The sequence below is a fragment of the Mesorhizobium sp. 113-3-9 genome (assembly GCF_016756515.1).
Classification (GTDB): Bacteria; Pseudomonadota; Alphaproteobacteria; order Rhizobiales; family Rhizobiaceae; genus Mesorhizobium.
In genome coordinates, this window is the sequence record NZ_AP023246.1 from 707,637 (window position 1) to 731,620 (window position 23,984).

Below are 23,984 nucleotides of genomic sequence, written 5' to 3' on the forward strand. Positions count from 1 at the left end.
GCCTCTAAATCAAAGAGATAGAGCATGATGTCGTCCGAAAACCGCTTCACACTTTTCGGCATCATGCTCTAGGCCGGAAACACTCCCAAGCAAAGCGCCTGCAGCTTGGAAAAGACACCTTTGCCGCCCGATATGACCTGCGTCCCGCTCTGCAGCACCGTCTTGCGATCCGCCTTCAGCACCGTGCCGCCGGCTTCCTCGATCAGCAGCATGCCAGCCAGGCAGTCCCAGGCGTTCATGTGTTCTTCCACATAACCAAGCAGCCGGCCCGAGGCCACATAGGCCAGCATCAGGGCGCCGGACGCGTTGCGGAAGAAAACACCGCCTTCGGCGAGGATCTTCTTGATCAGCACGGCAATGTTCTCGGCCTCGGCCCGGTTCGAAAATCCGGTCCCCACCGACCCTTCTCCCAAGCTGGTCGCCGCGCTTGCCTTGATCGGCCGGCCGTTGACGAAGGCGCCGCCGTCGCGTCTGCCGTGAAACGTCTCGCCGGTCGACGGCTCGTGGATGACGCCGACGACCGTCTCCCCGTCCCGGGCGCAAGCGATCACCACGCACCAGGCCGGAATGCCGCGCACGAAATTGGCGGTGCCGTCGATGGGGTCGATGACCCAGACATGGCCCGTCGAGCCGGCGACCGAGGCATGCTCCTCGCCGACGATGCCATCCTGCGGATAGTCGGCGGCAATCGCAGCGCGGATGAACAGCTCGACCTCGCGGTCGGCTTGCGAGACCAGGTCCTGATGGCCCTTGCTCTCGATGGTCAGGCTGTCCAGATCGCGGAAATATCTGAGACCGAGGTCACCGGCGCGCCGCGCCAGATCGATGGCAAACCGCTCGCGCGCTTCATGGTCGTTTTTCAAGGGAAGTTTCCGATCCGTGGAGGGAAACCCGCCCATAGCAAAACGGCGGTGCCTGCAACAGTGCCTGCCAGGCAGGTTCCGTAAAAGTGTTGCGCGGTTTTGCGGCAGACAAAGAAACTCAAGCAGACGACGCATTGGCGAAGCCAGCGGAGTCTGCTTGGAAGATCAGGCCGCCTGCAAAAGCGATTTATGAGCCTCAGCCAGAATCTCGAAGGAGCGCACTCGCGCCGCATGATCAAAGATCTGTGCGGTGACCATCAGCTCGTCGGCACCGGTGCGGCGCACGAAGGCGTCGATGCCTTGCCGGACCGTTTCGCGAGAGCCGACGACGGCGCAGGACAGCGCCTGGCCGAGCATGGTCTTGGCCATCGGGTCGAGATCCCTGTCATAGTTCTCGACGGGCGGCGGCAATCTTCCCGGCCTGCCGGTGCGCAGATTGACGAAGGCCTGCTGCAGCGAGGTGAACAGCAGACGCGCCTCGGCATCGGTAGGTGCCGCAAAGACATTGAGGCCGAGCATGACATGCGGCTTGTCGAGCTGCTCCGACGGCTGGAAGCGGGAGCGGTAGATGTCCAGCGCATGGTCGAGCTCCGCCGGCGCGAAATGCGAGGCAAAGGCGTAGGGCAGGCCGAGCATGGCGGCGAGCTGCGCGCCATAGAGGCTCGAGCCGAGGATCCAGATCGGCACGGTCTGGCCTTCGCCGGGCACGGCGCGCAGGCGCTGACCTTCCTCCGCCGGCAGGAAATAGCCCATCAGTTCGACGACATCCTGCGGGAAGTTGTCGACGCCGGCTTCCAGGTTGCGGCGCAAGGCGCGCGCGGTGTTCATGTCTGTGCCGGGGGCCCGGCCGAGCCCCAGATCGATGCGGCCGGGAAACAGTGCTGCCAGCGTGCCGAACTGCTCGGCGATCACCAGCGGCGCATGGTTGGGCAACATGATGCCGCCGGCCCCGACGCGAATGGTTTTGGTGCCGCCGGCGACATGGGCGATGACCACCGATGTGGCTGCGCTGGCGATACCCGGCATGTTGTGATGCTCGGCCAGCCAGTAGCGCTTGTAGCCCAGCCGCTCGGCGTGGCGGGCAAGATCGAGCGAGTTGGCCAGCGACTGCGAGGCATCGCTGCCTTCGACGATCGGCGACAGGTCGAGAACGGACAGTTCGGTCATGCGGTGGGATCCTGTGTAGAAGCCGCATGTAGGGTGCGCCTGGCGACGCCGCAAATTCAAAAATATTGATCAGCCCTTCGCCGGCTCGGTGTCGGCGGCATCATCGTCCCCCACCACGGCGGTCTGCTGCGCGGCGAGAAAATTGCCGACATGGCCGAGCCCCTCGAAATGGTCGCAGAACACCTTGATGACGACCAGCAGCGGCACTGCCATCAAGGCGCCGACGAAACCCCACAGCCACGACCAGAAGGCAATGGCGATGAAGATCGCCACGGCGTTGATCTCCAGGCGCCTGCCGACCACCATCGGCGTCACGAATTGGCCTTCGACGACATCGCAGAGCAGTACGAAGGCCGGCGCCAGAAGCGCGTAGGAAATGGTGTCGAAGCTGATCAGCGCCATCACCGCGACCAGCACGATGGTCAGCAGCGCGCCGACATAGGGCAGGAAGTTGAGCAGGGCGGCGGCCACGCCCCAGACCAGCGGGTTGGGCATGCCGAGCGCCCACAGGCCAAGGCCGATGACCGTGCCAAGGCCGGCATTGATGATGGTGACGGTGAGCAGATAGTGCGAAATCTCGCGCTCGACGTCATAGACGACGCGCAGCGCCCGCTTCTTTTCCGTGAGGCTGGCGAAGGACTGGATGATCTTCTCGTAGAACATCGTGCCCGAGGCGAGCAGGAACAGCGACAGCACGAAGATGATGGTGAGGCTGGTTCCCGCCGCCAGGATGTTGCTGGCGGCGGATGACAGGATGCCCGACTGGGCGACCGCCACCTTCTGCACGCCGGGCTCCTGCGACGTCTCGGTCAATTGTTCGATCTGATGCGAGACCTGCATGATCTTTTCCAGCGGACGCCGCAATTGCGCCAGCCGGTCGGTCAGTTGCTGGCCGATCGACGAGGTGTTGTTGATGAGTTCGAAGACCGGGCCGCTGAGCAGGTAGCCGGCGCTTGCGAACACACAGATGGACAACAGCACGAGAAGCGTCGCCGAAACCACTTCGGGAATGCCGCGCTTGCGCAGCAGCCGCACGATCGGCGTCAATGTCAGCGCCAGCAGGAACGCCAGGATGACCGGCATGAAGAAGGCGCGGGCGAAATAGAGCGCATAGACGGTCATGAAAATGAAGATGCCGACCAGCAGCGTGCGCATCAGATGCGTATCGGCACGCGCCACGGCGCGCGCTTCGGCCGCTTCGGCAACGCCCGCGCCCAGCGCGTCGGGTTCGGCTTTCATCTCGGTCCCTCGGCGGTGCACCGCAATTGGTGCAATCCGTCGACCGGAAACGCTGGCGCGGCTTCAAGGTTCCGTTAGCCGGCAGGGCCCAAGAAGCCGGCCCTGCCGTTAGCTTACGCCACCGGAGTCGCCACCGCCGGCGCGGATTTCGCCGTCTCCTTGCGCACGATCGGCGCCACCTTGGTGCCGTAGAGCTCGATCGCCTTCATGATCTTGGCATGCGGCATGGTGCCGATCGCCATCTGCAGCAGGAAGCGGTCATTGTTGAAGATCCTGTGCTGGGCGACGATCTTTTCGGCCACCTGTTCCGGATTGCCGACGAACAGCGCGCCATTGGGGCCGCGCGCCTGATCGAAATGCGCCCGCGATGTCGGGCCCCAGCCACGCTCGCGGCCGATGCGGTTCATCACCTCCGCCTGCGGGCCGTAGAAATCGTCGGCTGCCTGTTCGGTCGTCTCGGCAATAAAGCCGTGCACGTTGATGCTGGTGGCGAGACCTCCCGGATCACTGCCGGCGCGCTTGGCAGCCTCGCGGTAGAGGTCGAACAGCGGCGCGAAGCGGGCAGGCTCGCCGCCGATGATGGCGAGCGCCAGCGGCAGGCCGAGCGCGCCGGCGCGGGCGGCGGACTGTGGCGTCCCACCAATCGCGATCCAGATCGGAAGCCTTTCCTGGAACGGACGGGGGTATACGCCGCGATCGTTGATCGCCGCGCGCAGGTTGCCGGACCAGGTGACCTTCACCTGGTCGCGAATGGCAAGCAGCAGATCGAGCTTTTCGGCGAAGAGCTCGTCATAATCCTCGAGATTGTAGCCGAACAGCGGAAAGGATTCGATGAACGAGCCGCGCCCGGCCATGATCTCGGCGCGGCCGCCCGACAAAAGATCGAGCGTGGCGAACTGCTGGAAGACGCGCACCGGGTCATCGGAAGAGAGCACGGTGACCGCGCTGGTCAGCTTGATGTGCTTCGAGCGCTCGGCAGCGGCCGCCAAAGCCACGACCGGCGCGGAGGCGGCATAATCGGGGCGGTGATGTTCGCCCAAGCCAAAGACGTCGATGCCGACCTGGTCGGCCAGTTCGACCTCCTCGATCAGGTTGCGCAGCCGCTCATGCGGCCCGATAGCGCCTGGGCCGGGCTGCGGGCTGACGTCGGCGAAAGTGTAGAGACCGAGTTCCATGTGATGTCATCCTGGTGTTGGGTTTTGTCGGTAAAGCAATTCCAGGAAAAGTATGAAACGGTTTTCCGTCCGGAATTGCGTCAAAGAGAAAGAGCGGTTCACCGAAAGGCGAACCACTGACGTAGCGATCGTACCGCCTCGCCGCCAGAGAGGCTGACGGTGAACAGTGCATGTCGGTTTGGGTGGCAAAAGGCGTCTCCCGGCTGCAACATCGCGGAATTTCATGGCTGGCATACCGTTTTGGCGCTTGAACTCTCGGCATTCGCGCGTATGTAAGCCTCGCGAATTGACTTCAGGGAAGTGGACTTGGCTATCTACAGGGAAAAAGACATTTTCGAGCGGCGCAACGCCGCGAACGAGGCAAAGAAGGCGCTTCTGGAGCGTTTCAAGTCAAAGCCGGCGGCAGATGATCCTGCGGTGCTGGCGCGACAGGCCGAACGCAAGGCGATCCTCGAGGCTCGCGCGATACGCGAAGCCGAGAAGGCAAGGCTGAAGCAGGAAAAGCTGGCACGCGAGGCGGTCGAGAAGGCCGAGCGCGAGGCGGCGGCCGAAGCGGAACGCATTGCGGCCGAAGAGGCGGCACAGGCAGAAGCGAAGATCAAGGAAGCCGAAGAGACCGAGCGCATTGCTCGTTTGCTGGCCGACGAAGCCGAACGCAAGGCAAAACGCGACGCACGCTATGCGGCGCGCAAGCAGCGCACCGGCAGAACGCCTCCAGGCTTCTCCGCCCGCTAGCAGCTTCGGCGCAGCCAAGTTTGAATGTTGAATCAGGGTCGCCTTGCAGCGGCCCTGAATGTGTTTGCGCGAAAATGGCGCCTTGGCCTTCGGGGATGCGTATCGTTGTCCCAAAGCCGCTTGGCGGCTTTGGGCGACGTGCATTCAAGCCGCGAACTTCAGCCCCATGATGCCGCAGACAATCAGCGCGATGCAGGCAAGCCGGATCGCCGTAGCGGGTTCGCCGAGCAGCCAGATGCCAAGCAGCGCCGTGCCGACCGTGCCGATGCCGGTCCACACCGCATAGGCGGTGCCGACGGGAAGCGCCTTCAGCGCCAGGCCGAGCAAGGTGAGACTGATGATCATCGACGCGACCGTGAGCACGGTCGGAACGAGCCTGGTGAACCCATCAGTGTATTTGAGGCCGATCGCCCAGCCGATTTCGAACAGGCCGGCGAAAAACAGAAAAATCCAAGACATCGGGAACGCTCCATCCAGCATCGGATCGGAATAGAATCCGATCCTCAGATCAACAATGGGCGGGTCGTCCCGACCTGATTTTTCGGAGAAGCGCGGGGTCGTCCCCGCGCCAGGGATATAGGGTTGTCCAAAAGCCCGATCAACACCCGCCGTCGGCATTGTCGAATGCCGCCGGTGAGATCCCACCGCGCCGGATTTGTCGAGGCCTACTTCTCCTTGATGCGCATCGCCTTGACCGGCGGCGCCTTCAGGACGGGAGCGGCTGCCGGCTTCTTGGCGTCCTTCTTCGGCTTGCGGGCTTCCTTGCCTGCCTTCATCGCACCTTTAGCCATGATTCGTTCCTCCAATTGCGGGGAGTGAAGTGAAACAAGAGAAACGCTTCGCTGCAAGGGGGCAGCGCCTGTCAGGAACTGACGGTCGGCCGCTTTCAACCAATTTCTGGAGCAGTTCACGTTCCGCGGAAACGATGAACTGCCCTAACTCCTTGTTTTGACGCAATTCCCAAGGGCAAAGCGCTATGCGCTTTGCCCGGGAAAACCGCGTCACGCTTTTCCTGGAACTGCTCTCGTAAACCATGACCGTCCGTGCCATGGTCGTCCTCGCACTGCAGCATCGATCCGCGCTTTCGCCGGGTGATCGTCAGGCAGGCCGGTCAGGACGACAATGCGGATCCATATCGGCTGCGAGATGAGCTTCGACTTTCCGCAGGAAACACCGCTCATCGCGATGCTCAATGTCCACTATTCCCGCGCTTCCGATCTTGAGCGCCCGGACTTCTTGACATCGAACCCGCCTGTGCCGATCGAGAGCTACCGCGACAGTTTCGGCAATTGGTGCAACCGCTTCGTTGCGCCGCCCGGACGGTTCACATTCGGCACCGATGCGGTAATCCGCGCGCCCGGCACATTCGAGATGAGCGAGCTGATGGCCTGGCAGCACGAGGTGCGCGACCTGCCGGCGGAAACGCTGCTGTTCCTGTTGCCCAGCCGGTTTTGCGAGAGCGACCTTTTGGCCAGCGAGGCATGGCGGCTGTTCGGCCATACGCCGCTCGGCATACCGCGCGTGCAGGCGGTGTGCGATTTCGTTCACAACCACATCGTCTTCAACTACGGCAACGCGCGGCCGACGCGCACCGCGGCGGAAGCCTATCGCGAGCAGAGCGGCGTGTGCCGCGACTTCGCGCACCTCGCCGTCACCTTCTGCCGGGCGCTCAACATCCCGACACGCTACTGCACAGGCTACATCAGCGATATCGGCATGCCGAAGCCATGGGCGAGCATGGATTTCGCCGCCTGGATGGAAGTCTATCTCGGCGGCCGCTGGCATGTCTTCGATCCGCGCAACAATGCACCACGCATCGGTCGTATCCTGATCGCCTCCGGACGCGACGCGGCGGATGTGCCGCTGACTCATATTTTCGGACCGGGGACACTGGCCGGCTTCAAGGTGTGGACCGACGAAATCGTCGAATAGTCTCCGTCCCGCAGCCGGTCCCAGGCAAATCGGGTCTTGAACAACCCGGCAGTTGGCGCGTTATGGTGGAGCTTCGGCCGTCCGGCCGTTAGGCTGGGTGCGTCAAACGGGGGAACTAAACTGTATGGCCGGGCATAGCGGCTCCAAAATGGTCATCTATGCGGCGCTCGCCGGCAATCTGGCGATCGCGCTGACCAAATTCGCCGCCGCCTTCTTCACCGGCAGTTCGGCGATGCTGTCGGAAGGCGTCCATTCGCTGGTCGATACCGGAAATGGCGGGCTGCTGCTCTACGGCATGCACCGGGCCGCGCGCCCGGCCGACCGCACGCATCCGCTGGGCCACGCCCGCGAGCTCTATTTCTGGAGCTTCATCGTCGCGCTCCTGGTTTTCGCGCTCGGCGCCGGCGTGTCGTTCTATGAGGGCATCATCCACATCATGGCCCCGGAGCCTGTCGCCAATGTCAAGGTGAACTATGTCGTCCTGGGCCTCTCCTTCCTGTTCGAAGGCAGCTCCTGGCTGGTGGCGCTGAAGGAATTTCGCCGGGAGAAGGGCAAGCAAGGCTGGCTGCAAGCCGTGCAATCGAGCAAGGACCCGAGCGTCTATACGGTGCTGTTCGAGGACAGTGCAGCACTTCTTGGCCTGATCGTCGCCTTTGCCGGCATATTGGCGGCGGAGTTGCTGGAGATGCCGGAACTCGACGGCGCCGCCTCGATCGGCATCGCGCTCATCCTCGGCGCGACGGCGATTTTCCTCGCCCGTGAAAGCAAGGGCCTGCTCATCGGCGAGCCGGCATCCCTCGAGGTGCAAAGGAAAGTGCTGGCAATCGCCCAGCAGGATCCGGCGGTACAGCGGGCGAACGGCGTCCTGACCGTTCACATGGGACCGCAAGAGATTGTCGCGGGATTGAGCATCGAATTCGAGGATCATCTTACCGCGCCGGAAATCGAAGCCTGTGTCCAGCGCATCGAGACGCGGCTGAAGGAGGAGATGCCGGAGATCACGCGGCTGTTCGTCAAGCCGCAGACCACGGGCACCTGGGAGCAGCGACGCAAGCTGATCGAGGCCGCATCGAACTAGTCGTGGACCAGCACTGCACCGTTGGCCCAACCGCCTGGCCCCGCTAAGATCAGTCGAAGGATTGCGGAGGAGCAACCATGAAGATCGACGGCGGGTGCCATTGCGGCGCCATCACCTATGAAGCGGAGGTCGACGCGGGAAAGACCTCCATCTGTCACTGCACGGACTGCCAGCAACTGACCGGTACGGCCTTTCGCGTCACAGTTCCCGCGCCCGAGGACCATTACCGGATCACCAGGGGCACGCCAAAAATCTATATCAAGACCGGATCGAGCGGCGCCAAGCGCGCCCAGGCATTTTGCGGCGACTGCGGTTCGCATCTTTATGCGACGTCTGTCGGTGACGGCCCGAAGGTCTATGGGATCCGGGCGGGGACCGCGCGGCAACGCGAGGATCTGGTCCCGACACAACAGAAGTGGCATCGATCGGCTCTGCACTGGCTTCCGCAATTCGAGGGCATAAGCATCGTGGAGGAGCAGTAGCCCCTGCGCCGAAAGCCGCCCAAGGCAGCAATTATGTGCTAGCCTGGCTCGCCATCAAACGGGCGGGTGATAGCCATGTTGGAAACGGACAAGTTGTTTGCCGGCTCGATCCCGGAAAACTACGACCGCTATATGGTGCCGTTGATTTTCGAGCCGTTCGCCGCGGATCTTGCGCAACGAGCAGCATCCTTTTCGCCCAGCGCCGTGTTGGAAGTCGCCGCGGGCACCGGGGTTGTCACCCGTGCATTGGCGCCAAGACTGTCTCCTGGCGCAAGCTATGTCGTGACCGACCTCAACCAGCCGATGCTCGACTATGCCGCTTCGCGACAGGCTCCCGACAGCCGCATCCAATGGCGCCAGGCCGACGCCATGGCGCTGCCGTTTGAAGATGCGACCTTCGATCTCGTTTGCTGCCAGTTCGGCGCGATGTTCTTTCCCAGCCGCCCCTCCGCCTACCGCGAAGCAAGGCGGGTGCTGAAGCCCGGCGGACATTTTCTGTTCAACGTATGGGATCGCATCGAAGAGAACGTGTTTGCCGATGATGTGACGAATGCACTGGCCAGGATTTTTCCGAACGATCCACCGCGCTTTCTGGCCCGCACGCCGCACGGCTACCACGATACGGCGTTGATCCGCGGAGACCTTGAGCAGGCGGGCTTCTCCGCTGTGGCGATCGAGACGAGGGCCGAACAAAGCCTTGCACCCTCGCCGCGCATTCCGGCCGTTGCCTATTGCCAGGGAACGGTGCTTCGCACCGAAATCGAGGCCAGGGACCCGGGGAAACTCGACGCCGCAACGGACTATGCCGCATCCGCGATTGCGGCCAGGCATGGCAGCGGTGCGGTTGCCGCCAAGATTCAAGCCCACGTCATCGTCGCCGTGGCCTAGAGCGGTTCAGCGTTTGACGGAATCGCAGAACCGCTCTAACTATTTGTTTTTACGCAATTCCGGACGGAAAACCGTTACACACTTTTCCTGGAATTGCTCTAGGCAGTTATTTGCTCAGTCGTCGCCTTCGACGACCCGCAGCCTGAGCTGCCCGGTCTTTGAATCGGCAACGCGCGGGCCGGGGTCGAGTTTTGCGGCCGGTGCCCGGGACGGCGTCTCCGGGCCTGCATCGCCTTCGGCCTGCGCGCCGAACTCCAGCGCCTCGATCTTCTGGCCGCGCTTGGTCACTTTCGATGTCGAGACCAGTATGTCCTCGATATCCTTGGCCGACTGGCCGAAATGGCCTTGCAGCTTGCGCACGCGCTCGTCGACGCGCGCGACATCTTCCATCAGCCGGATCACCTCGCCCTGGATCAGATGCGCCTGTTCGCGCATGCGGGCGTCCTTCAGGATCGCCTGGATGACCTGGATCGATAGCATCAGCAGCGACGGCGAGACGATGACGACGCGGGCGCGGTGCGCCTTGTGGACGATCGCCTCGAAATTCTCGTGGATCTCGGCGAACACCGATTCCGACGGCACGAACATGAAGGCGGTGTCCTGCGTCTCGCCCTGGATCAGATACTTCTCGGAGATGTCGCGGACATGGATCTCGATGTCGCGGCGGAAGGCCTGGGACGCGACCTTCTGCAGGTCGGCGCCATCGGCGGCGCGGATGGCGTTCCACGCTTCCAGGGGAAACTTGGCATCGATGGCCAGCGAGGGCGCGCCGTTCGGCATCTTGACCAGGCAATCGGGCCGGCTGCCGTTCGACAGCGTCGCCTGGAATTCATAGGCGCCATGCGGCAGGCCGTCGGCAACGATCGCCTCCATGCGCGACTGGCCGAAGGCGCCGCGCGTCTGCTTGTTGGAGAGGATGGCCTGGAGCTGCACGACCTGGCCGGCAAGAGACTGGATGTTGCCTTGCGCGGTATCGATGACCGCCAGCCGCTCCTGCAGTTTGGCCAGGCTCTCATGCGTGGATTTGGTCTGCTCGGTCATGGTCTGGCCGATGCGGCCCGTCATGGCGTCGAGGCGCTGGCCGATCGACTGCGTCAACTCCGCCTGGCGCGCGCCGAACACTTCGGCGATGGCGCCCATGCGGCCCTGCATCTCGGCCTGGCTTTGCAGTATGCCGGCCATCCGCGCCTCGGCGTCGCGGGCATGGTCGGCGGCTTCCGCGGCAGCGACGGCGCGCGCCTTGGCCGACCGCCATAGCGCGACGACCAGCGCCACGAACAGGCCGAAAAACAACAAGGCGCCAAAGGCCAGAGCGTGGCCGAGCGTGATTGTCGAGGCGCCAAGCCGGGCGACGGGCTCGGAAAGGATGGTGCTCAGATCATTCATGTGGACAGCATAGCCGATTCGTGGGGCTGGCACAGATCAAAACGTGAACGAGGCTCAGGTCCACCGGTTGACGCTTTTCGCTGGACGTCTTACGTGGGACGCCATGCCGATCAAGCCGCTCATCATCCTTCCCGATCCCATCCTGCGCCAGGTTTCGAAGCCGGTGGAGCGCGTCGACGCGCCGTTGCGCAAACTGGCCGACGACATGCTGGCGACCATGTATGACGCGCCCGGCATCGGGCTGGCGGCAATCCAGATCGGCGAGCCGTTGCGCATGCTTGTGATCGACCTCGCCAAGGAAGACGAAACGCCGGCGCCGCATGTCTTCATCAATCCGGAGATCCTCGAAAGCGCCGATCAGCGCTCCGTCTACGAGGAAGGCTGCCTGTCCATCCCCGACTATTACGCCGAGGTCGAACGCCCGGCTTCCGTGCGGGTGAAATATCTCGACCGCGACGGCAAGTTGCAGGAGATGGAGGCCGAGGGTCTGATGGCGACCTGCCTGCAGCACGAGATCGACCATCTCAACGGGGTGCTGTTCATCGACCATATCTCGAAGCTGAAGCGCGACATGGTGGTGAAGAAATTCAAGAAGCTCGCCAAGGACAAGGCGCCGGGCAAGCTGGTGGGATAGGGGAATGCCCCTTCGCGTCATCTTCATGGGCACGCCGGAGTTTTCGGTGCCGACGCTGCGCGCGATTGCCGAGGCCGGACATGAGATTTCCGCCGTCTACACGCAGCCGCCTCGCGCGGCCGGCCGGCGCGGGCTGGAGCTGACACCCTCGCCGGTACAGCGCGAGGCCGAGCGGCTTGGCATCGAGGTACGCACGCCGACCTCTCTCAAGACCGAGGCCGAACAGACCGCTTTCCATGACTTGCGGGCCGATATCGCCGTGGTCGTCGCCTATGGATTGCTGCTGCCGAAGGCTGTTCTCGACGCCCCCCGGCTTGGCTGCATCAACGGCCACGCATCGCTCTTGCCCCGCTGGCGCGGTGCCGCCCCCATCCAGCGCGCCATCATGGCGGGAGACCTGGAAAGCGGCATGATGGTGATGCGCATGGAAGAGGGGCTCGACACCGGTCCGGTGGGATTGCTTGAAAAATGCGCCATCGAACCCGATATGACGGCGGGCGATCTGCATGATCGGTTGATGAGTGTCGGTGCCGCCCTGATCGTGGAAGCGCTGGCGCGGCTGGAAGAGAACACCCTGACATTTACCGCGCAGGCGGCAGACGGGGTGACTTACGCCAGAAAAATCGATAAATCCGAGACGCGTGTGGATTGGACACGGCCTGCCGTCGAGGTCCATAACCACCTTCGTGGCCTGTCGCCCTTTCCCGGCGCCTGGTCCGAAATTGACATTGGCGGCCGCATGGAGCGGCTGAAACTGCTTCGCTCGACGCTATCCGAAGGTCTGGCGCTTTCGGAAGATCTGGGCGAGTCGGGAGGAATTCTCGATGACCGGCTGACGGTCGCCTGCGGCGCAGGCGCGATCAGACTGGTCGAAGTTCAACGTGCGGGCGGAAAGCCCGCCGCCGCGTCGGAATTCCTGCGCGGAGCCAAGATTGTTAAAGGAATGAAGTTCTCATGAGCATGATGTCGATACGCGCGGCGACGCCGCGGGATCGCGAGGCCATCCGCCTCGTCGAGGAACACGCTTTCGGCCAGCAGGCGGAGGCCGGCTTGGTCGACGCACTGGTGACCGGCGGCGACGCCGTGGTCGAACTGGTGGCGGAAGAAGACGGCCAGGTGGTCGGCCATATCCTGTTTTCACGGCTCTTCGTCCAGAATGGCGGCAAGAGTCTCGCAGCCGTGGCGCTGGCGCCGCTGGCGGTGGAGCCTTCGTTCCATGGCAGCGGCATTGGCGGCGCGCTGATCCGCGAGGCGCATATCCGTCTCAGGGATGCCGGCGAGACACTGGCCGTGGTGCTGGGCGATCCGGCCTATTACGGCCGTTTCGGCTATAGCCATGCGCGGGCCGAAAGATTCGAGAGCGAATACCAAAGCGAAGCGCTGCAGGCGCTGGCCTGGGGCGACGCTCCGGAAGCCGGCAGGCTGGTCTACGCTTCCGCCTTCACCGCTCTCGCCGCGTAGGCAAGAGCGTATAGTCGCCCGGCATGCCGCGTTTTCGCCTCGACATCGAATATGACGGCAGCCTTTTTGCCGGCTGGCAGCACCAGGCCGACCAGCCTTCGGTGCAGCAGGCGATCGAGCAGGCGATCGAGAAATTCAGCGGCGAGGCGGTGCGGCTGCGTGCCGCCGGCCGCACCGATGCCGGCGTGCATGCGACGGCCCAGGTGGCGCATGTCGATCTCGCCAAGGCATGGCCCGATGACAAGGTGCGCGACGCCGTCAACGCCCATCTTCAGGCCGCCGGCGCGCATGTCGCCATCCTGAAGGCGATGGTCGTCCCGGACGATTTCGACGCGCGCTTCTCGGCCACTGGCCGTCACTATCTCTACCGCATCCTCAACCGCCGTGCGCCATCGGCGCTGGACAAGGGCAAGGTGTGGTGGGTGCCGAAGCGGCTCGACGCCGCCGTCATGCACGAGGCGGCGAAAGTCCTGCTTGGCCGGCATGACTTCACCACCTTCCGCTCGACGCAGTGCCAGGCCAACAGCCCGGTCCGGACGCTGGAGCGGCTAGATGTCAGCCAGACGGGCGATATGATCGAGGTAAGGGCCTCGGCGCGTTCCTTTCTGCACAACCAGGTACGCTCGATGGTCGGCTCGCTGAAACGCGTCGGCGACGGCGGCTGGACCGAGGCCGACCTCAAGGCGGCGCTCGAAGCGCGCGACCGCGCCGCCTGTGGCCAGGTGGCGCCGCCCGACGGGCTTTTTCTCATTGGCGTCGACTATCCCGGATGAGCCAGCCGGCTCTATCCCTGAATAGAGTCCGGAGGCTCTACCCGGGAAAGAGTCCGGAAAGGCTCTGAGGCCCGACATCGTCCGGAACGCTGATGCCAAGCAGCATCTGGAGCCCGAACAGCACCAGCAGCGAAGCGATGAACATGCCGACGAAAACGGCGGTTCCAACCGCCGCGCCCTTGCCGATCGTCGCAGTGGTCATGCGCCAGGTCAGCACCATCGACAGGGCAAACAACAACAGCGACACAAGGCTCGAGACCTGGCTCGCCGAGGAGAGGAAAAGCCTGACCAGCGCCGAAGGCAGCATCAGCCAGGCAGTGATGGCCGAGGCCCAGTTGCTGGCGACGACGTAGTGGACGAAGCGGCCGCCAATGCCGGCGCGCGGCGCGACCAGGGCGAGCGCGATCAGCGGCAGCACCCAGGAGCCGATGTCGACCGTGGCCAGGCGCAACAGCATGCTGAAGCGGCCCACGAAAGCATCGGGATCACCGATCTCGTTGGCGATGCCGACCCAGCCGACGATCAGCGGCGGCGCGGCAACGATGATGGCGAAGAAAGAATTCCAGAAACCGTCGGCCGACAGGTCGAGCAGGCGCAGGCCATCGGCCTTGCCGAGCATCAGCCGCCAGGCACCGAGCAACGAGGCTTGGGTTTCGTCCGCCGAAAGCATGCTGCTCAGCCTTGTCCGAACCAGTCTTCGATGAAGCGCTGGTAGATCCGCGTCAATGTCTCGAGGTCGGCAAGGGCAACGCGCTCGTCGACCATGTGCATGGTCTTGCCGACCAGGCCGAACTCGACCACCGGGCAATAATCCTTGATGAAGCGTGCATCCGATGTGCCGCCGGAGGTCGACAGCGTCGGTTCCTTGCCAACCGCCGACTTGATCGATCCGGCAAGCGTGTCGACCAGCTTGTCGTCACGGGTCAGGAAGACATGGCTTGGCCGATCACGCCATACAAGGTCGTAGTCGACCGGCGTCTTCTTGCCCGGCCGGTACTTCTTGCGCTTGGCCGCCTGGTCGAGCCGGTTGTGGATTTCGGCCTGGATGGTCTCGGCCGTCCAGGTGTCGTTGAAGCGGATGTTGAAGGTCGCGGTGGCCTTGGCCGGAATCACATTGGTGGCCGGGTTGCCGACATCGATGGAGGTGACCTCCAGATTGGTCGGCTGGAAATCCCTGGTGCCCTTGTCGAAGACGGGATGAAGCAAGGCGTCGACCAGGCTGATCAGCCCGCGCACCGGATTGTCGGCAAGCTGCGGATAAGCGGCATGGCCCTGGCGGCCATTGACCGATATCGAACCGGACATCGAGCCGCGACGGCCGATCTTGATCATGTCACCCAGCGCATCCGGATTGGTCGGCTCGCCGACGATCGAGGCATCCCATTTCTCGCCCCTGGAAGCGGCCCATTCGAGCAGCTTGACCGTGCCGTTGATGGCCGGGCCTTCCTCGTCGCCGGTGATCAGCAGCGAGACCGAGCCCTTGGGGCCGCCATTCGCCTCGACATGGCGGGCCACGGCGGCGATGAAACAGGCGATACCGCCCTTCATGTCGACCGCGCCACGGCCATACATCTCGCCATTGGCGATCTCGGCGGCGAAAGGCGGGTGCGTCCAGGCGGCCTCGTCGCCGACCGGCACGACATCGGTATGGCCGGCGAACATCAGATGCGGGCCGTTGCCGGACCGCCTTGCGTAGAGGTTCTCGATGTCGGGGGTGCCGTCCTCGGAGAACACCGGCCGGTCGACCAGGAAGCCGAGCGGTTTCAGCATCGTTTCCAGCGCGCTCAGCGCGCCGCCTTCGGCTGGCGTCACCGAGGCGCAACGGATAAGGGCGGCGAGGTTTGCGGCGGGGTCGGTCGGCAGCGTCATGGCAAAAGCGATAGTCGAAAGCTGAGGGCCTGTCACGGCCAGACATGGAGGCCAGCCCAATGGCAGGCGATGCCGCCGACATTATGGTTTTCATGTCGTATAGTCGGGCCGGTGCGGAGCGGCAGTATGGCAAACGGGCAAAAAAGGATCGTCATCGCCGGCGCCGGCAGCATCGGCTGTTATGTCGGCGGCTGCGTGGCGCTCGCCGGCAGGCAGGTGATTCTGCTGGCCAGGCCGCGCATCGAGGCTGCCATGCGGCAGGGCGGACTGCGCATCAGCGACCTCGAGGGCCGCGACCGCCTGGTCAAGCCCGACGTGCTCGGGATCACCGTGGATCCGGCTGCTGCCTTGCCCGGGGCGGACGTGATCCTGGTCACCGTCAAGAGCGGCGCGACGCAGGAGATGGCAGCGCTCATCAATACCCATGCCCGCCCCGACGCCGTGGTGGTGAGCCTGCAGAACGGCGTCGACAATGCCGACAGGCTGCGCGCCGGGCTCGGCCAGAGAGCCGTGCTGGCCGGCATGGTGCCGTTCAACGTGGTGCAGTCACCTGATGGCGAGATGCCGCTGCGCGTCCACCGCGCCAGCGAGGGCAAGGTGATGATCGAGGACAGCGGCCGCGCCGGCCTTCCCTATGTCGCCGGTCTTCTTGATGTCGCCAGTCTTCTTGATGTGGAAGGGCTGGCGGTCGGGACGCATGGCGACATGAAGGCCGTTCTGTGGGGCAAGCTGCTGATGAACCTGAACAACGCCCTGGTGGCGCTGTCGGGCCTGCCGCTGGCGAACGAACTCGCCGATCGGCGCTGGCGGCTGATCCTGGCCGGGCAGATCGACGAGGCGCTGCGGGCGATGAAGGCCTCCGGCATCGCGCCGGCGCGGATCGCCGGGCTGCGGCCGGCGCTGCTGCCGAAGGTGCTTCGGTTGCCGGACTGGCTGTTCAAACGGCTGGCGCGGCGCATGCTGGCGATCGACCCTCAGGCGCGCTCGTCGATGTGGGACGATCTGCAGCGCGGCCGGCCGACGGAGATCGGCGAGTTGCAAGGGGCGGTGCTCAGCCTCGCCGAGAGAACAGGCACGCCGGCGCCGCTTTTGAAAAGCATTACCGCTTTGGTGCGCGCGGCGGAAGCGGCGCGGCTCGGCTCGCCGGGTCTGGCGCCGGAACAGGTTGTGCCGCCGGGTGGCTCTCGATCAGGGTGATCTTCTGCCAGATCTTGCGCGACAGGTTGGAACTCAGATTCTCGATGTCGTTGACGCCATCGATAACCACGTCGTCATTGACCGACTGGGCGAACAGAGCGGCGATCTTGCCGGTGATCGACAGCATTTCGGAGCAATAGTCGAGATAGCGCGCCAGGTCGGCGGCATTGGTGATGCGGGCCGGCGACTGCGCCGTCGGCTTGAAACTGGCCGAAAGCGCCGCCGGATCCTTGGTCAGCTGGTGCATGTCGATGACATGGATCAGCGAGCGCAGGCCATGAAGCTGGCGAAAGACCCTCTTGCGCTTGATGCGCTCCTCGGTGCGGATCAGGGCCAGAAAGCCAAGCACGGCGAGGATGACGGTGTTGATCGAAGCCTCGATGCCTTGAACCGACTGCACGGCATCGTCGGTTCCCGAAATCCGGTCGAGCGGCAGGATGGTGCCGACGAACAGGAAGATCAGCACCCCGGCGATGAAGGCCGCGACGATGAGGCCGCGCAGCCACCAGATCGGCTCCTCGAGCCCTTTCGCCGCCTTGGCCAGATCGCGCGACAGCGATACCAGCTCGGCGGCGACGCCACGCAGTCCGGCCTTGGGAAAACGTTCCGCAACGCGACCCTCGAGCCGTTCGGCGGTCTCGATGATCAGTTTCGGATCAAGCGTACGGTAGCGCATGTCCGATCGGTCCTCAGGGCATGACGCCGAAAAGTGTGAAGCGGTCTTTGGACGACATCATGCTCTATCTCTTTGATTTAGAGCCGGATTCAGATCTCAGGTCGATTCGACCTGGGATCATCCGGCTCTAGGGTTGTGCCGGCTCGTTGGTGCGACGGCCATAGCGGTTGGGCCCAGGCTGCCCTGGAAACAGGCACAGTACAAGAAAAGCGACGATCGAGACGACCGGCACGAACAGGATCAGCGCGGCGATGCCCGGCTTGTCGAGGTCGTGCAGCCGCTTCACCGCCAGCGCGATGTTCGACCACAGCGAAGCAATGAAGGCGATGAAGAAGATGAACGACCACATATTGCTCTCGGCCGAGCCTTCCGGCACCAGCGTGAAGCGATAGAGCGGGAACGCCTGGATGATGGCGACCAGCAAGCCACCAAGAAAATAGGCCGCGCGACTGACGCGGCCCGATGTCTTGAAGAAAAGCCAGGTGAGATTTGAACTGTCAGGCAAGCGGGTCCGATCCGTATTGATTGGCACCCTTGGCGCCTTCGAGAATGCCGCATTCCACCAGAAACCAGATCGCGCCGATGAAAGGCACCAGGATGATCAGGCTCCACCAGCCGGACTTGCCCCGGTCATGCCAGCGCTTGGCATAGACGGCGAAGACCGAATAGAGCATGGCCAACGCATAGAGCAAATAGATAAAGCCGTACGGCATGTGGTTGAATGTCGTACCCAGTATGTTGTCGAGAATCATGGCGATCACCGCGCCGACGAAAATCACGCCCACGCAAGCCCAGAACTTTGCGCGGTTGATGCGACCCTCATAGCTGGTCAGCAGATACTTCCAGTCCATGTCACCCCTCCATGTTGAACCAGCGCGACCGATTGTCGCGCCGGCGGAAGGTGCGCCCGCCCGGCGGAAAGATCAATCGCGCAGCAATTCGTTGATCGAAGTCTTGGAGCGGGTCTTGGCGTCGACGCGCTTGACGATGACGGCACAGTAGAGGCTGGGGCCGGGCTCGTTGTTTGGCAAAGGCTTGCCGGGCAGCGAGCCGGCGACGACGACGGAATTTGGCGGCACCTCGCCGTAGAAGATCTCGCCGGTAGTGCGGTCGACGATCTTGGTCGACTGGCCGATGAAGACACCCATGCCGAGCACCGAGCCCTCGCGCACGATGCAGCCCTCGACGACTTCCGAACGCGCGCCGATGAAGCAATTGTCCTCGATGATGGTGGGACCGGCCTGCATCGGCTCCAGCACGCCGCCGATGCCGACGCCGCCCGACAGGTGGACGTTCTTGCCGATCTGGGCGCATGAGCCGACCGAGGCCCAGGTGTCGACCATGGTGCCGCTATCGACATAGGCGCCGACATTGACGAAGGACGGCATCAGCACGACACCAGGGGCGACATAGGCGGAACGGCGCACGATCGACGACGGCACCGCGCGAAAACCCGCCTTCTCGAAATCGACGGCGCTCCAGCCGTCGAACTTGGACGGTACCTTGTCCCACCAGACGGCCTGGCCGGGCCCGCCCTTGATGATCTCCATCGGGTTGAGCCGGAAAGAGAGCAGCACGGCCTTCTTCAGCCACTGGTTGACGTGCCACTTGCCGTCGGCCTGCCGCTCGGCGACGCGGGCACTACCGTGATCGAGCAGGTCCAGCGCCGACTGGATGGCGTCGCGCGTCTCGCCGCGTGTCGCGGTTGAAATGGAGTCGCGCTCCTCGAAGGCCTTCTCGATGGTCTTTTCGAGGCTCGCCAGATCGGGCTTCGACATGAATTTGCTCCATTACCAAGCTGTTAAGGGGCTGCGTCTTAACCTGTTTTGAAAGCCGCGCGGACCCCCACGCATGCTTTGCATGCTTGGGTCTTTGCATGTAGCAGGTTCTTGTCGCAAAACCGCCGGACACTTTTGCGGAACCTGCTTATGTTAAGGCTCAATGGGGGTCAATCGTGGCTGCGTCACGGGACGACGCAAGTAAAGGAATTGGACGGGTGGATTCGATGACTCCCATGGAAAAGGCGGGATGGACGCCGCTGCCGCATTCGGACGAGGATCTGGAGCGGTCGAAAAGCGTGCCGGACACGCCGCAGACGCGGGCCGAGACCTACCGGCTTGCCTGGAACGATCCCGACTTCATGACGCGGCGCGAATTGCGGGCGGTCAGGCTGCAGCTCGAACTTTTGAAACCGGAAATGATCCTGGCCGAGCGCGGCATCCGTTCGACGGTGATCCTGTTCGGCGGCGCGCGCCTGCCGGAACCAGGCGGCGAAGCCTGGGCGGCCAAGAACGAGACACAGAAGAAGAACCTCGAGGAAAACAGCAAATATTACGAGGAGGCGCGCAAATTCGCCCGTCTGTGCTCACAGCAGTCGGCGGCCTCATACTACCGTGAATATGTGGTGGTGACCGGCGGCGGCCCTGGTGTGATGGAAGCCGGCAATCGCGGTGCCGATGACGTTGGGGCGCCGTCGATCGGACTCAACATCGTGCTGCCGCACGAGCAGGCGCCGAACGCCTATGTGACGCCGGAGCTCTGTTTCAACTTCCACTATTTCGCCATCCGCAAGATGCATTTCGTCATGCGCGCCAAGGCGGTGGCGGTGTTTCCCGGCGGCTTCGGCACGATGGACGAATTCTTCGAAACGCTGACCTTGATCCAGACCGGACGCATGGAGCGCGTGCCGGTGATCCTGTTCGGCAAATCCTTCTGGAAAAGGGCTATCGACCTCGACTTCCTCGCCGAGCAAGGCACGATCAGCCCTGGCGACCAGGACATCATCGATTTCGTCGACACCGCCGACGAGGCCTGGGGCATTATCAGCCGGTTCTACAAGTTAGGGGAATAAGGGAGTAGGGCAGTAAGGCAGTAGGTGAAACCTGGAAATCAGGGGCTGAGAGCGCCTTATTCTCCCTACTGCCCTACTGCCCTACTGCCCTACTGCCCTACTGCCCTACTGCCCTACTGCCCTACTGCCCTACTGCCCTGCAACGATCCCCGTCAGAAACGCCGCGAGATCGTCGGTGACGAAATCGACGTCGTCATCCTGCGCGGGGTCGCGTTCCCAGATCTCGGAAAAAGTCGGCTCGAAATTGCGCGGCACCACCAGCACGGTGGTCATGCCCAGCGCCTTCGGCACCTCCAGGTTGCGGGCGAGATCCTCGAACATCACCGCGTTGTGGCCGGTGACCGCGTGCAGCTCGGCGAACTTCTCATAGGTCTGGCGCGCGGGCTTGGGATTGAGGCCGGCGGCGACGATATCGAAGATGTCGTCGAAATGATCGAGGATGCCAAGCTGGCGCGCGGTGCGCTCGGCGTGCTTGCGGTCGCCATTGGTGAAGATGAACTTGCGGCCGGGAAGCTGGCGGATGGCGGTGCCGAGAACCGGGTCGGGCACCAGCCATGAATAGTCGATGTCATGCACCTTCTCGAGGAAATCGTCGGGATCGATGCCGTGGCGCGTCATCAGCCCGTTCAGCGTCGTGCCGTATTCGAGATAAAGCTCCTTCTGCAGCTTGCGCGCCTCGTCGCGCGGCAAGGCCAGCAGTTCCCCGACATAGGCCGTCATCTTGACGTCGATCTGCGAGAACAGATTCGAATGATGCGGATAGAGCGTGTTGTCGAGGTCGAACACCCAGTCGGTGACATGGGCGAAGCGGGCGGGATCAGGCAGCGTGGTCATGCGCTCCTTATGGCATGAAACGGGGATTCTGAAAGGGACTTTATCCACAACTTCCACGCGCTTTCAGTGGCGGAAATGGCCTCACGATTCAAATTTTAAGCAACCGCGAAAGGTGGCCTTCAGGGCTTGCTGGCACAGAGACAGTCCTGTGGGAGCCCGCGATGAACAGCATCATTCTGAAATCCGCCGCTATCGCTTTTGCCTCCGTCGCCGCCTCTCTTCTTCTCACGCTGATCATCGTTCCGGCCATGGGATTTCCGATCAACCGGACGATCTGGCTGACTTCGACGCTCTGCCCGCTGGTGCTTGCGTGGGTGGCCTGTATCAGCACCTTCTGGCAGAGCGACAGGCTGAAAAACGCGCACCGCGAACTGGCCCGGGCGCACGCCCAGCTCGCCGCGGCGCACCGCCGCTTGTCGGAAAAGGCGAGCCGCGACGACATGACCGGCATGCTCAACCGGGAAAGTTTCTTCGCCGCGCTGGACGGCTCCCGGCGCAAGTCCGACCGCGGTGCGCTGCTGATCATCGACGCCGATCATTTCAAGAAGATCAATGACAGTTTCGGCCATCTGACCGGCGACGACGCGTTGCTGTTGATCGCCAGCGCCATCGAGCGCGGCGTGCGCAGCGGCGACGTGCTCGGGCGCATTGGCGGCGAGGAGTTCGGCGCGTTCCTGGTCGGAGCCACGGAAAAAGAAGCCAAGCGCGTTGCCGAGCGCATTCGCCGCGAGGTCGAACTGATCCGCTTCCGGCCCGTCGACGAACGGACCATTCCGCTGACCGTCAGCATCGGCGGCACCGTCTGCGGAGAAGAGGCAAACGTCTCGGAGCTGATGCGTGCCGCCGACCAGCGCCTCTATCAGGCCAAGCATGCTGGCCGCAATCTGTCGATCCTCGATACGGACATTTCCGCAGCCGCCTGAACGGCCGGCCCGATACACCCGCCTGTTAAGGAATTTCTAACGCTGTTTGCATTCGGTTGTGCCGCTTGCCCGTCTTTTCGCTGCCTTGAGACCTGACTTGGCACGATACTGGCGTCCGTGACGATGCGTGTGCCGTTCGGGGAATGGCATGCGCATCGAAGCCCCTATGCGAGAGACCTGTCATGAGTTTCTTCAAGAAAATGTCACGCCGCACAATCGTGCGGGCAATGATCTCACTGCCTGCCCTGTCCCTGTTCCGCAAGCTGCCTGAGGCCGGCGCCACCGATGCCGGTCGATCCCTGGCCGACCCGAACGAGATCGTCGAGGTCAATGGCTGGATCCTGAAGCGGAGCGACCTGGCATGATCTTCGACAGCTACGAGGCGTATCGCGCCGCCACCTTCAAGCCCAAGGTCTGCATTCTCGGTTCCGGTCCGGCCGGCACCACCATCGCCCGCAAGCTGGGTGCTGCCGGCATCCAGGTCGTCGTGCTGGAGGCCGGTGCGCGCGAGTTCAGCGACGAGTCGCAGGATTTCTACCGCGGCACCACGGTCGGCGACTTCTATTTCGATCTCGACATCACCCGGCTGCGGTATATGGGCGGCAGCTCCAACCACTGGGCCGGCTGGTGCCGCGTGCTCGACAAGCAGGATTTCGAGCCGAAGGCCTGGGCGCCCGACACCGGCTGGCCAATCCGCCGCGCCGACATCGAGCCCTACTTGCCCGAGGTGCACGATATCCTCGAGCTTCCCGATTTCCGGCCTGACGTGCCGATCTCGGACGACATACGCTGGGTGCAGCTGATCAAGAGCCCGGCGGTGCGCTTCGGCGAGAAATTCGCCGACGAACTCGACAAGAGCCGCAACATCGCCGTCGTGCTCAACACCTATGCCACCGAACTTGCCGGCGACGGCAAACGGGTGACCGGCGCCAAACTGTGGTCCAACGGCCAGGATGCCGGTACCTTCAGCGCCGACTATTTCATCGTCTGCACCGGCGGGCTGGAGAATTCACGGCTGCTGCTGTGGTCGAACAAGCGCTCCAACGGCGGCGTGGTCCCAAACGCCACGGCGCTCGGCCGCTACTGGATGGAACATCCGACCTTCGAGGGCGGCAATGCCATCCTGGCCAACTACAGCGAGTTCGAGGTCGATGCCGTCAACGAAGCCTTCTTCTCGCCGACGCTCGCCGCGATGGAACGCCTGCGGATCATGAATTTCGGCATCAGGCTGATCGAGACGCCTTATGCCGGCGTCAAGCATGTGATTGCCGACCTCGCCTGCACGGCACCCGACATGGCCGAATGGGTCGCCTATCAGCTCAGCCAGAACCTGCGCTGCGCGGCCCAGCTCTACGTCGCCTGGGAACAAGCGCCGCTGGCCTCGAACCAGGTCGAACTGTCGAAGACCGATGTCGACCATGCCGGCGTGCCGCGCATCGAGCTGCACTGGAAGAAATCGGAGCTGGAACGCCGCACGCTTGTCGAAGGCCTGAAACTGTTCGGCACGACGCTCATCGAGAAGGATCTCGGCCGTGTTCGCCTGATGGACTGGATTGCCAACGCCGAGGATTACCCGAACAACGAGGAGACCGCGGGGCACCATCACATGGGCGGCACGCGCATGGGCACCGACGTCACCAGGAGCGTGGTGGACGCCAACTGCAAGGTGCACGGCATGGACAATCTCTATGTTGGCGGCTCCTCGGTGTTCTGCACCTCGGGTCAAGCCAACCCGACGACGACGATCACCGCGCTGGCCTGCCGGCTGGGGGACCATCTGAGCAAGGTGGTTACGGTCTGACGGTTGCGCCGCGAGCCCAT

At 63.4% G+C, this 23,984-nt stretch carries 28 protein-coding genes; 14 read left to right on the forward strand and 14 right to left on the reverse strand.

Annotated elements, in window-relative coordinates; translation table 11 throughout:
• Positions 1 to 68: 68 nt before the first annotated feature.
• From MesoLj_RS03290 to MesoLj_RS03305, 4 genes are all read right to left on the reverse strand, one after another.
• The gene (locus tag MesoLj_RS03290; RefSeq protein ID WP_202325068.1) at positions 69 to 863 is read right to left on the reverse strand and encodes an inositol monophosphatase family protein; all 795 of its coding nucleotides are present in this window, start codon (positions 861 to 863) and stop codon (positions 69 to 71) included.
• Between the two features lie 165 nt (positions 864 to 1,028).
• A complete protein-coding gene (locus MesoLj_RS03295) occupies positions 1,029 to 2,030 on the reverse strand; it encodes an LLM class flavin-dependent oxidoreductase (protein ID WP_202325069.1) in 1,002 nt (333 codons plus the stop codon).
• A 69-nt stretch (positions 2,031 to 2,099) separates the two neighbouring features.
• Positions 2,100 to 3,269 (reverse strand): AI-2E family transporter, encoded by a 1,170-nt coding sequence (locus MesoLj_RS03300; RefSeq protein WP_140770704.1) that lies wholly within the window; start codon positions 3,267 to 3,269, stop codon positions 2,100 to 2,102.
• Between the two features lie 113 nt (positions 3,270 to 3,382).
• Entirely contained in the window at positions 3,383 to 4,444 is a 1,062-nt protein-coding gene (locus MesoLj_RS03305) for an LLM class flavin-dependent oxidoreductase (protein ID WP_202325070.1), read from the reverse strand.
• A gap of 306 nt (positions 4,445 to 4,750) precedes the next feature.
• Between MesoLj_RS03305 and MesoLj_RS03310 the strand changes: the two genes are divergently transcribed.
• On the forward strand, positions 4,751 to 5,179 hold the full coding sequence (locus tag MesoLj_RS03310) for a DUF6481 family protein (RefSeq protein WP_140770707.1): 429 nt from the start codon (positions 4,751 to 4,753) through the stop codon (positions 5,177 to 5,179).
• 144 nt (positions 5,180 to 5,323) lie between these two features.
• Here the strand turns inward: MesoLj_RS03310 and sugE are convergent, their stop codons facing one another.
• Together sugE and MesoLj_RS36595 are read right to left on the reverse strand one after the other, a co-directional pair.
• On the reverse strand, positions 5,324 to 5,638 hold the full coding sequence (gene sugE / locus MesoLj_RS03315; protein ID WP_140770709.1) for a quaternary ammonium compound efflux SMR transporter SugE: 315 nt from the start codon (positions 5,636 to 5,638) through the stop codon (positions 5,324 to 5,326).
• Positions 5,639 to 5,844: 206 nt separating this feature from the next.
• Positions 5,845 to 5,970, reverse strand: coding sequence for a hypothetical protein (locus MesoLj_RS36595; RefSeq protein WP_081294966.1), 126 nt, complete (start codon positions 5,968 to 5,970; stop codon positions 5,845 to 5,847).
• Positions 5,971 to 6,301: 331 nt separating this feature from the next.
• On the opposite strand from MesoLj_RS36595, the gene MesoLj_RS03320 reads away from it, so the two are divergent.
• The 4 genes from MesoLj_RS03320 (at position 6,302) to MesoLj_RS03335 (ending at position 9,559) form a co-directional block, all read left to right on the forward strand.
• Entirely contained in the window at positions 6,302 to 7,111 is an 810-nt protein-coding gene (locus MesoLj_RS03320) for a transglutaminase-like domain-containing protein (protein WP_140770710.1), read from the forward strand.
• A gap of 124 nt (positions 7,112 to 7,235) precedes the next feature.
• Positions 7,236 to 8,189, forward strand: coding sequence for a cation diffusion facilitator family transporter (locus MesoLj_RS03325; RefSeq protein WP_202325071.1), 954 nt, complete (start codon positions 7,236 to 7,238; stop codon positions 8,187 to 8,189).
• A 77-nt stretch (positions 8,190 to 8,266) separates the two neighbouring features.
• Positions 8,267 to 8,671 (forward strand): GFA family protein, encoded by a 405-nt coding sequence (locus tag MesoLj_RS03330; protein ID WP_202325072.1) that lies wholly within the window; start codon positions 8,267 to 8,269, stop codon positions 8,669 to 8,671.
• A gap of 75 nt (positions 8,672 to 8,746) precedes the next feature.
• A complete protein-coding gene (locus MesoLj_RS03335) occupies positions 8,747 to 9,559 on the forward strand; it encodes a class I SAM-dependent methyltransferase (protein WP_202325073.1) in 813 nt (270 codons plus the stop codon).
• A 114-nt stretch (positions 9,560 to 9,673) separates the two neighbouring features.
• Here the strand turns inward: MesoLj_RS03335 and MesoLj_RS03340 are convergent, their stop codons facing one another.
• Entirely contained in the window at positions 9,674 to 10,945 is a 1,272-nt protein-coding gene (locus tag MesoLj_RS03340; RefSeq protein ID WP_202325074.1) for a DNA recombination protein RmuC, read from the reverse strand.
• Positions 10,946 to 11,048: 103 nt separating this feature from the next.
• Here MesoLj_RS03340 and def point away from each other — a divergent pair, with 103 nt between their 5' ends.
• The 4 genes from def to truA are packed head-to-tail and all read left to right on the forward strand — an operon-like array spanning position 11,049 to position 13,813.
• Positions 11,049 to 11,579: a peptide deformylase gene (def, locus tag MesoLj_RS03345; protein ID WP_056573548.1), complete on the forward strand. Its 531-nt coding sequence runs from the start codon at positions 11,049 to 11,051 to the stop codon at positions 11,577 to 11,579.
• A gap of 4 nt (positions 11,580 to 11,583) precedes the next feature.
• Positions 11,584 to 12,537: a methionyl-tRNA formyltransferase gene (fmt, locus tag MesoLj_RS03350; RefSeq protein ID WP_202325075.1), complete on the forward strand. Its 954-nt coding sequence runs from the start codon at positions 11,584 to 11,586 to the stop codon at positions 12,535 to 12,537.
• Positions 12,534 to 13,040, forward strand: a complete 507-nt coding sequence (locus MesoLj_RS03355; protein WP_140770721.1) for a GNAT family N-acetyltransferase — start codon at positions 12,534 to 12,536, stop codon at positions 13,038 to 13,040. Before fmt ends, MesoLj_RS03355 begins: the two co-directional genes overlap by 4 nt.
• 23 nt (positions 13,041 to 13,063) lie before the next feature.
• The gene (truA, locus tag MesoLj_RS03360; RefSeq protein WP_202325076.1) at positions 13,064 to 13,813 is read left to right on the forward strand and encodes a tRNA pseudouridine(38-40) synthase TruA; all 750 of its coding nucleotides are present in this window, start codon (positions 13,064 to 13,066) and stop codon (positions 13,811 to 13,813) included.
• A 37-nt stretch (positions 13,814 to 13,850) separates the two neighbouring features.
• Here the strand turns inward: truA and MesoLj_RS03365 are convergent, their stop codons facing one another.
• Positions 13,851 to 14,483: a transporter gene (locus MesoLj_RS03365; RefSeq protein WP_140770725.1), complete on the reverse strand. Its 633-nt coding sequence runs from the start codon at positions 14,481 to 14,483 to the stop codon at positions 13,851 to 13,853.
• 5 nt (positions 14,484 to 14,488) lie between these two features.
• On the reverse strand, positions 14,489 to 15,682 hold the full coding sequence (dapE, locus tag MesoLj_RS03370) for a succinyl-diaminopimelate desuccinylase (protein WP_202325077.1): 1,194 nt from the start codon (positions 15,680 to 15,682) through the stop codon (positions 14,489 to 14,491).
• Between the two features lie 126 nt (positions 15,683 to 15,808).
• On the opposite strand from dapE, the gene MesoLj_RS03375 reads away from it, so the two are divergent.
• Positions 15,809 to 16,879 carry a 2-dehydropantoate 2-reductase gene (locus MesoLj_RS03375; RefSeq protein ID WP_202325078.1) on the forward strand — a complete coding sequence of 357 codons (1,071 nt, stop codon included), beginning with the start codon at positions 15,809 to 15,811 and terminating at the stop codon, positions 16,877 to 16,879.
• Here the strand turns inward: MesoLj_RS03375 and MesoLj_RS03380 are convergent.
• The 4 genes from MesoLj_RS03380 to dapD all read right to left on the reverse strand — a co-directional run bounded on the left by MesoLj_RS03380 (position 16,782) and on the right by dapD (position 19,333).
• The gene (locus MesoLj_RS03380) at positions 16,782 to 17,555 is read right to left on the reverse strand and encodes a hypothetical protein (RefSeq protein ID WP_140770731.1); all 774 of its coding nucleotides are present in this window, start codon (positions 17,553 to 17,555) and stop codon (positions 16,782 to 16,784) included. The genes MesoLj_RS03375 and MesoLj_RS03380 overlap by 98 nt on opposite strands.
• A 127-nt stretch (positions 17,556 to 17,682) precedes the next feature.
• Positions 17,683 to 18,060: a DUF805 domain-containing protein gene (locus tag MesoLj_RS03385; protein WP_010912753.1), complete on the reverse strand. Its 378-nt coding sequence runs from the start codon at positions 18,058 to 18,060 to the stop codon at positions 17,683 to 17,685.
• The gene (locus tag MesoLj_RS03390; protein ID WP_140770733.1) at positions 18,053 to 18,406 is read right to left on the reverse strand and encodes a DUF805 domain-containing protein; all 354 of its coding nucleotides are present in this window, start codon (positions 18,404 to 18,406) and stop codon (positions 18,053 to 18,055) included. The genes MesoLj_RS03385 and MesoLj_RS03390 overlap by 8 nt, the downstream gene beginning before the upstream one ends.
• Before the next feature lie 72 nt (positions 18,407 to 18,478).
• Positions 18,479 to 19,333, reverse strand: a complete 855-nt coding sequence (gene dapD, locus MesoLj_RS03395) for a 2,3,4,5-tetrahydropyridine-2,6-dicarboxylate N-succinyltransferase (RefSeq protein ID WP_202325079.1) — start codon at positions 19,331 to 19,333, stop codon at positions 18,479 to 18,481.
• Between the two features lie 227 nt (positions 19,334 to 19,560).
• On the opposite strand from dapD, the gene MesoLj_RS03400 reads away from it, so the two are divergent.
• On the forward strand, positions 19,561 to 20,406 hold the full coding sequence (locus tag MesoLj_RS03400; RefSeq protein WP_115141502.1) for an LOG family protein: 846 nt from the start codon (positions 19,561 to 19,563) through the stop codon (positions 20,404 to 20,406).
• A gap of 129 nt (positions 20,407 to 20,535) precedes the next feature.
• On the opposite strand, the gene MesoLj_RS03405 is transcribed toward MesoLj_RS03400, so the two are convergent.
• The gene (locus MesoLj_RS03405; RefSeq protein ID WP_202325080.1) at positions 20,536 to 21,240 is read right to left on the reverse strand and encodes a pyrimidine 5'-nucleotidase; all 705 of its coding nucleotides are present in this window, start codon (positions 21,238 to 21,240) and stop codon (positions 20,536 to 20,538) included.
• Positions 21,241 to 21,401: 161 nt separating this feature from the next.
• On the opposite strand from MesoLj_RS03405, the gene MesoLj_RS03410 reads away from it, so the two are divergent.
• The 3 genes from MesoLj_RS03410 (at position 21,402) to MesoLj_RS03420 (ending at position 23,964) form a co-directional block, all read left to right on the forward strand.
• Positions 21,402 to 22,163, forward strand: coding sequence for a GGDEF domain-containing protein (locus MesoLj_RS03410; RefSeq protein WP_140770739.1), 762 nt, complete (start codon positions 21,402 to 21,404; stop codon positions 22,161 to 22,163).
• 182 nt (positions 22,164 to 22,345) lie between these two features.
• Positions 22,346 to 22,528 carry a hypothetical protein gene (locus MesoLj_RS03415; RefSeq protein ID WP_202325081.1) on the forward strand — a complete coding sequence of 61 codons (183 nt, stop codon included), beginning with the start codon at positions 22,346 to 22,348 and terminating at the stop codon, positions 22,526 to 22,528.
• Complete coding sequence (locus MesoLj_RS03420; protein ID WP_202325082.1) at positions 22,525 to 23,964, forward strand: GMC oxidoreductase; 1,440 nt, start codon at positions 22,525 to 22,527, stop codon at positions 23,962 to 23,964. Before MesoLj_RS03415 ends, MesoLj_RS03420 begins: the two co-directional genes overlap by 4 nt.
• Positions 23,965 to 23,984 lie beyond the last annotated feature (20 nt).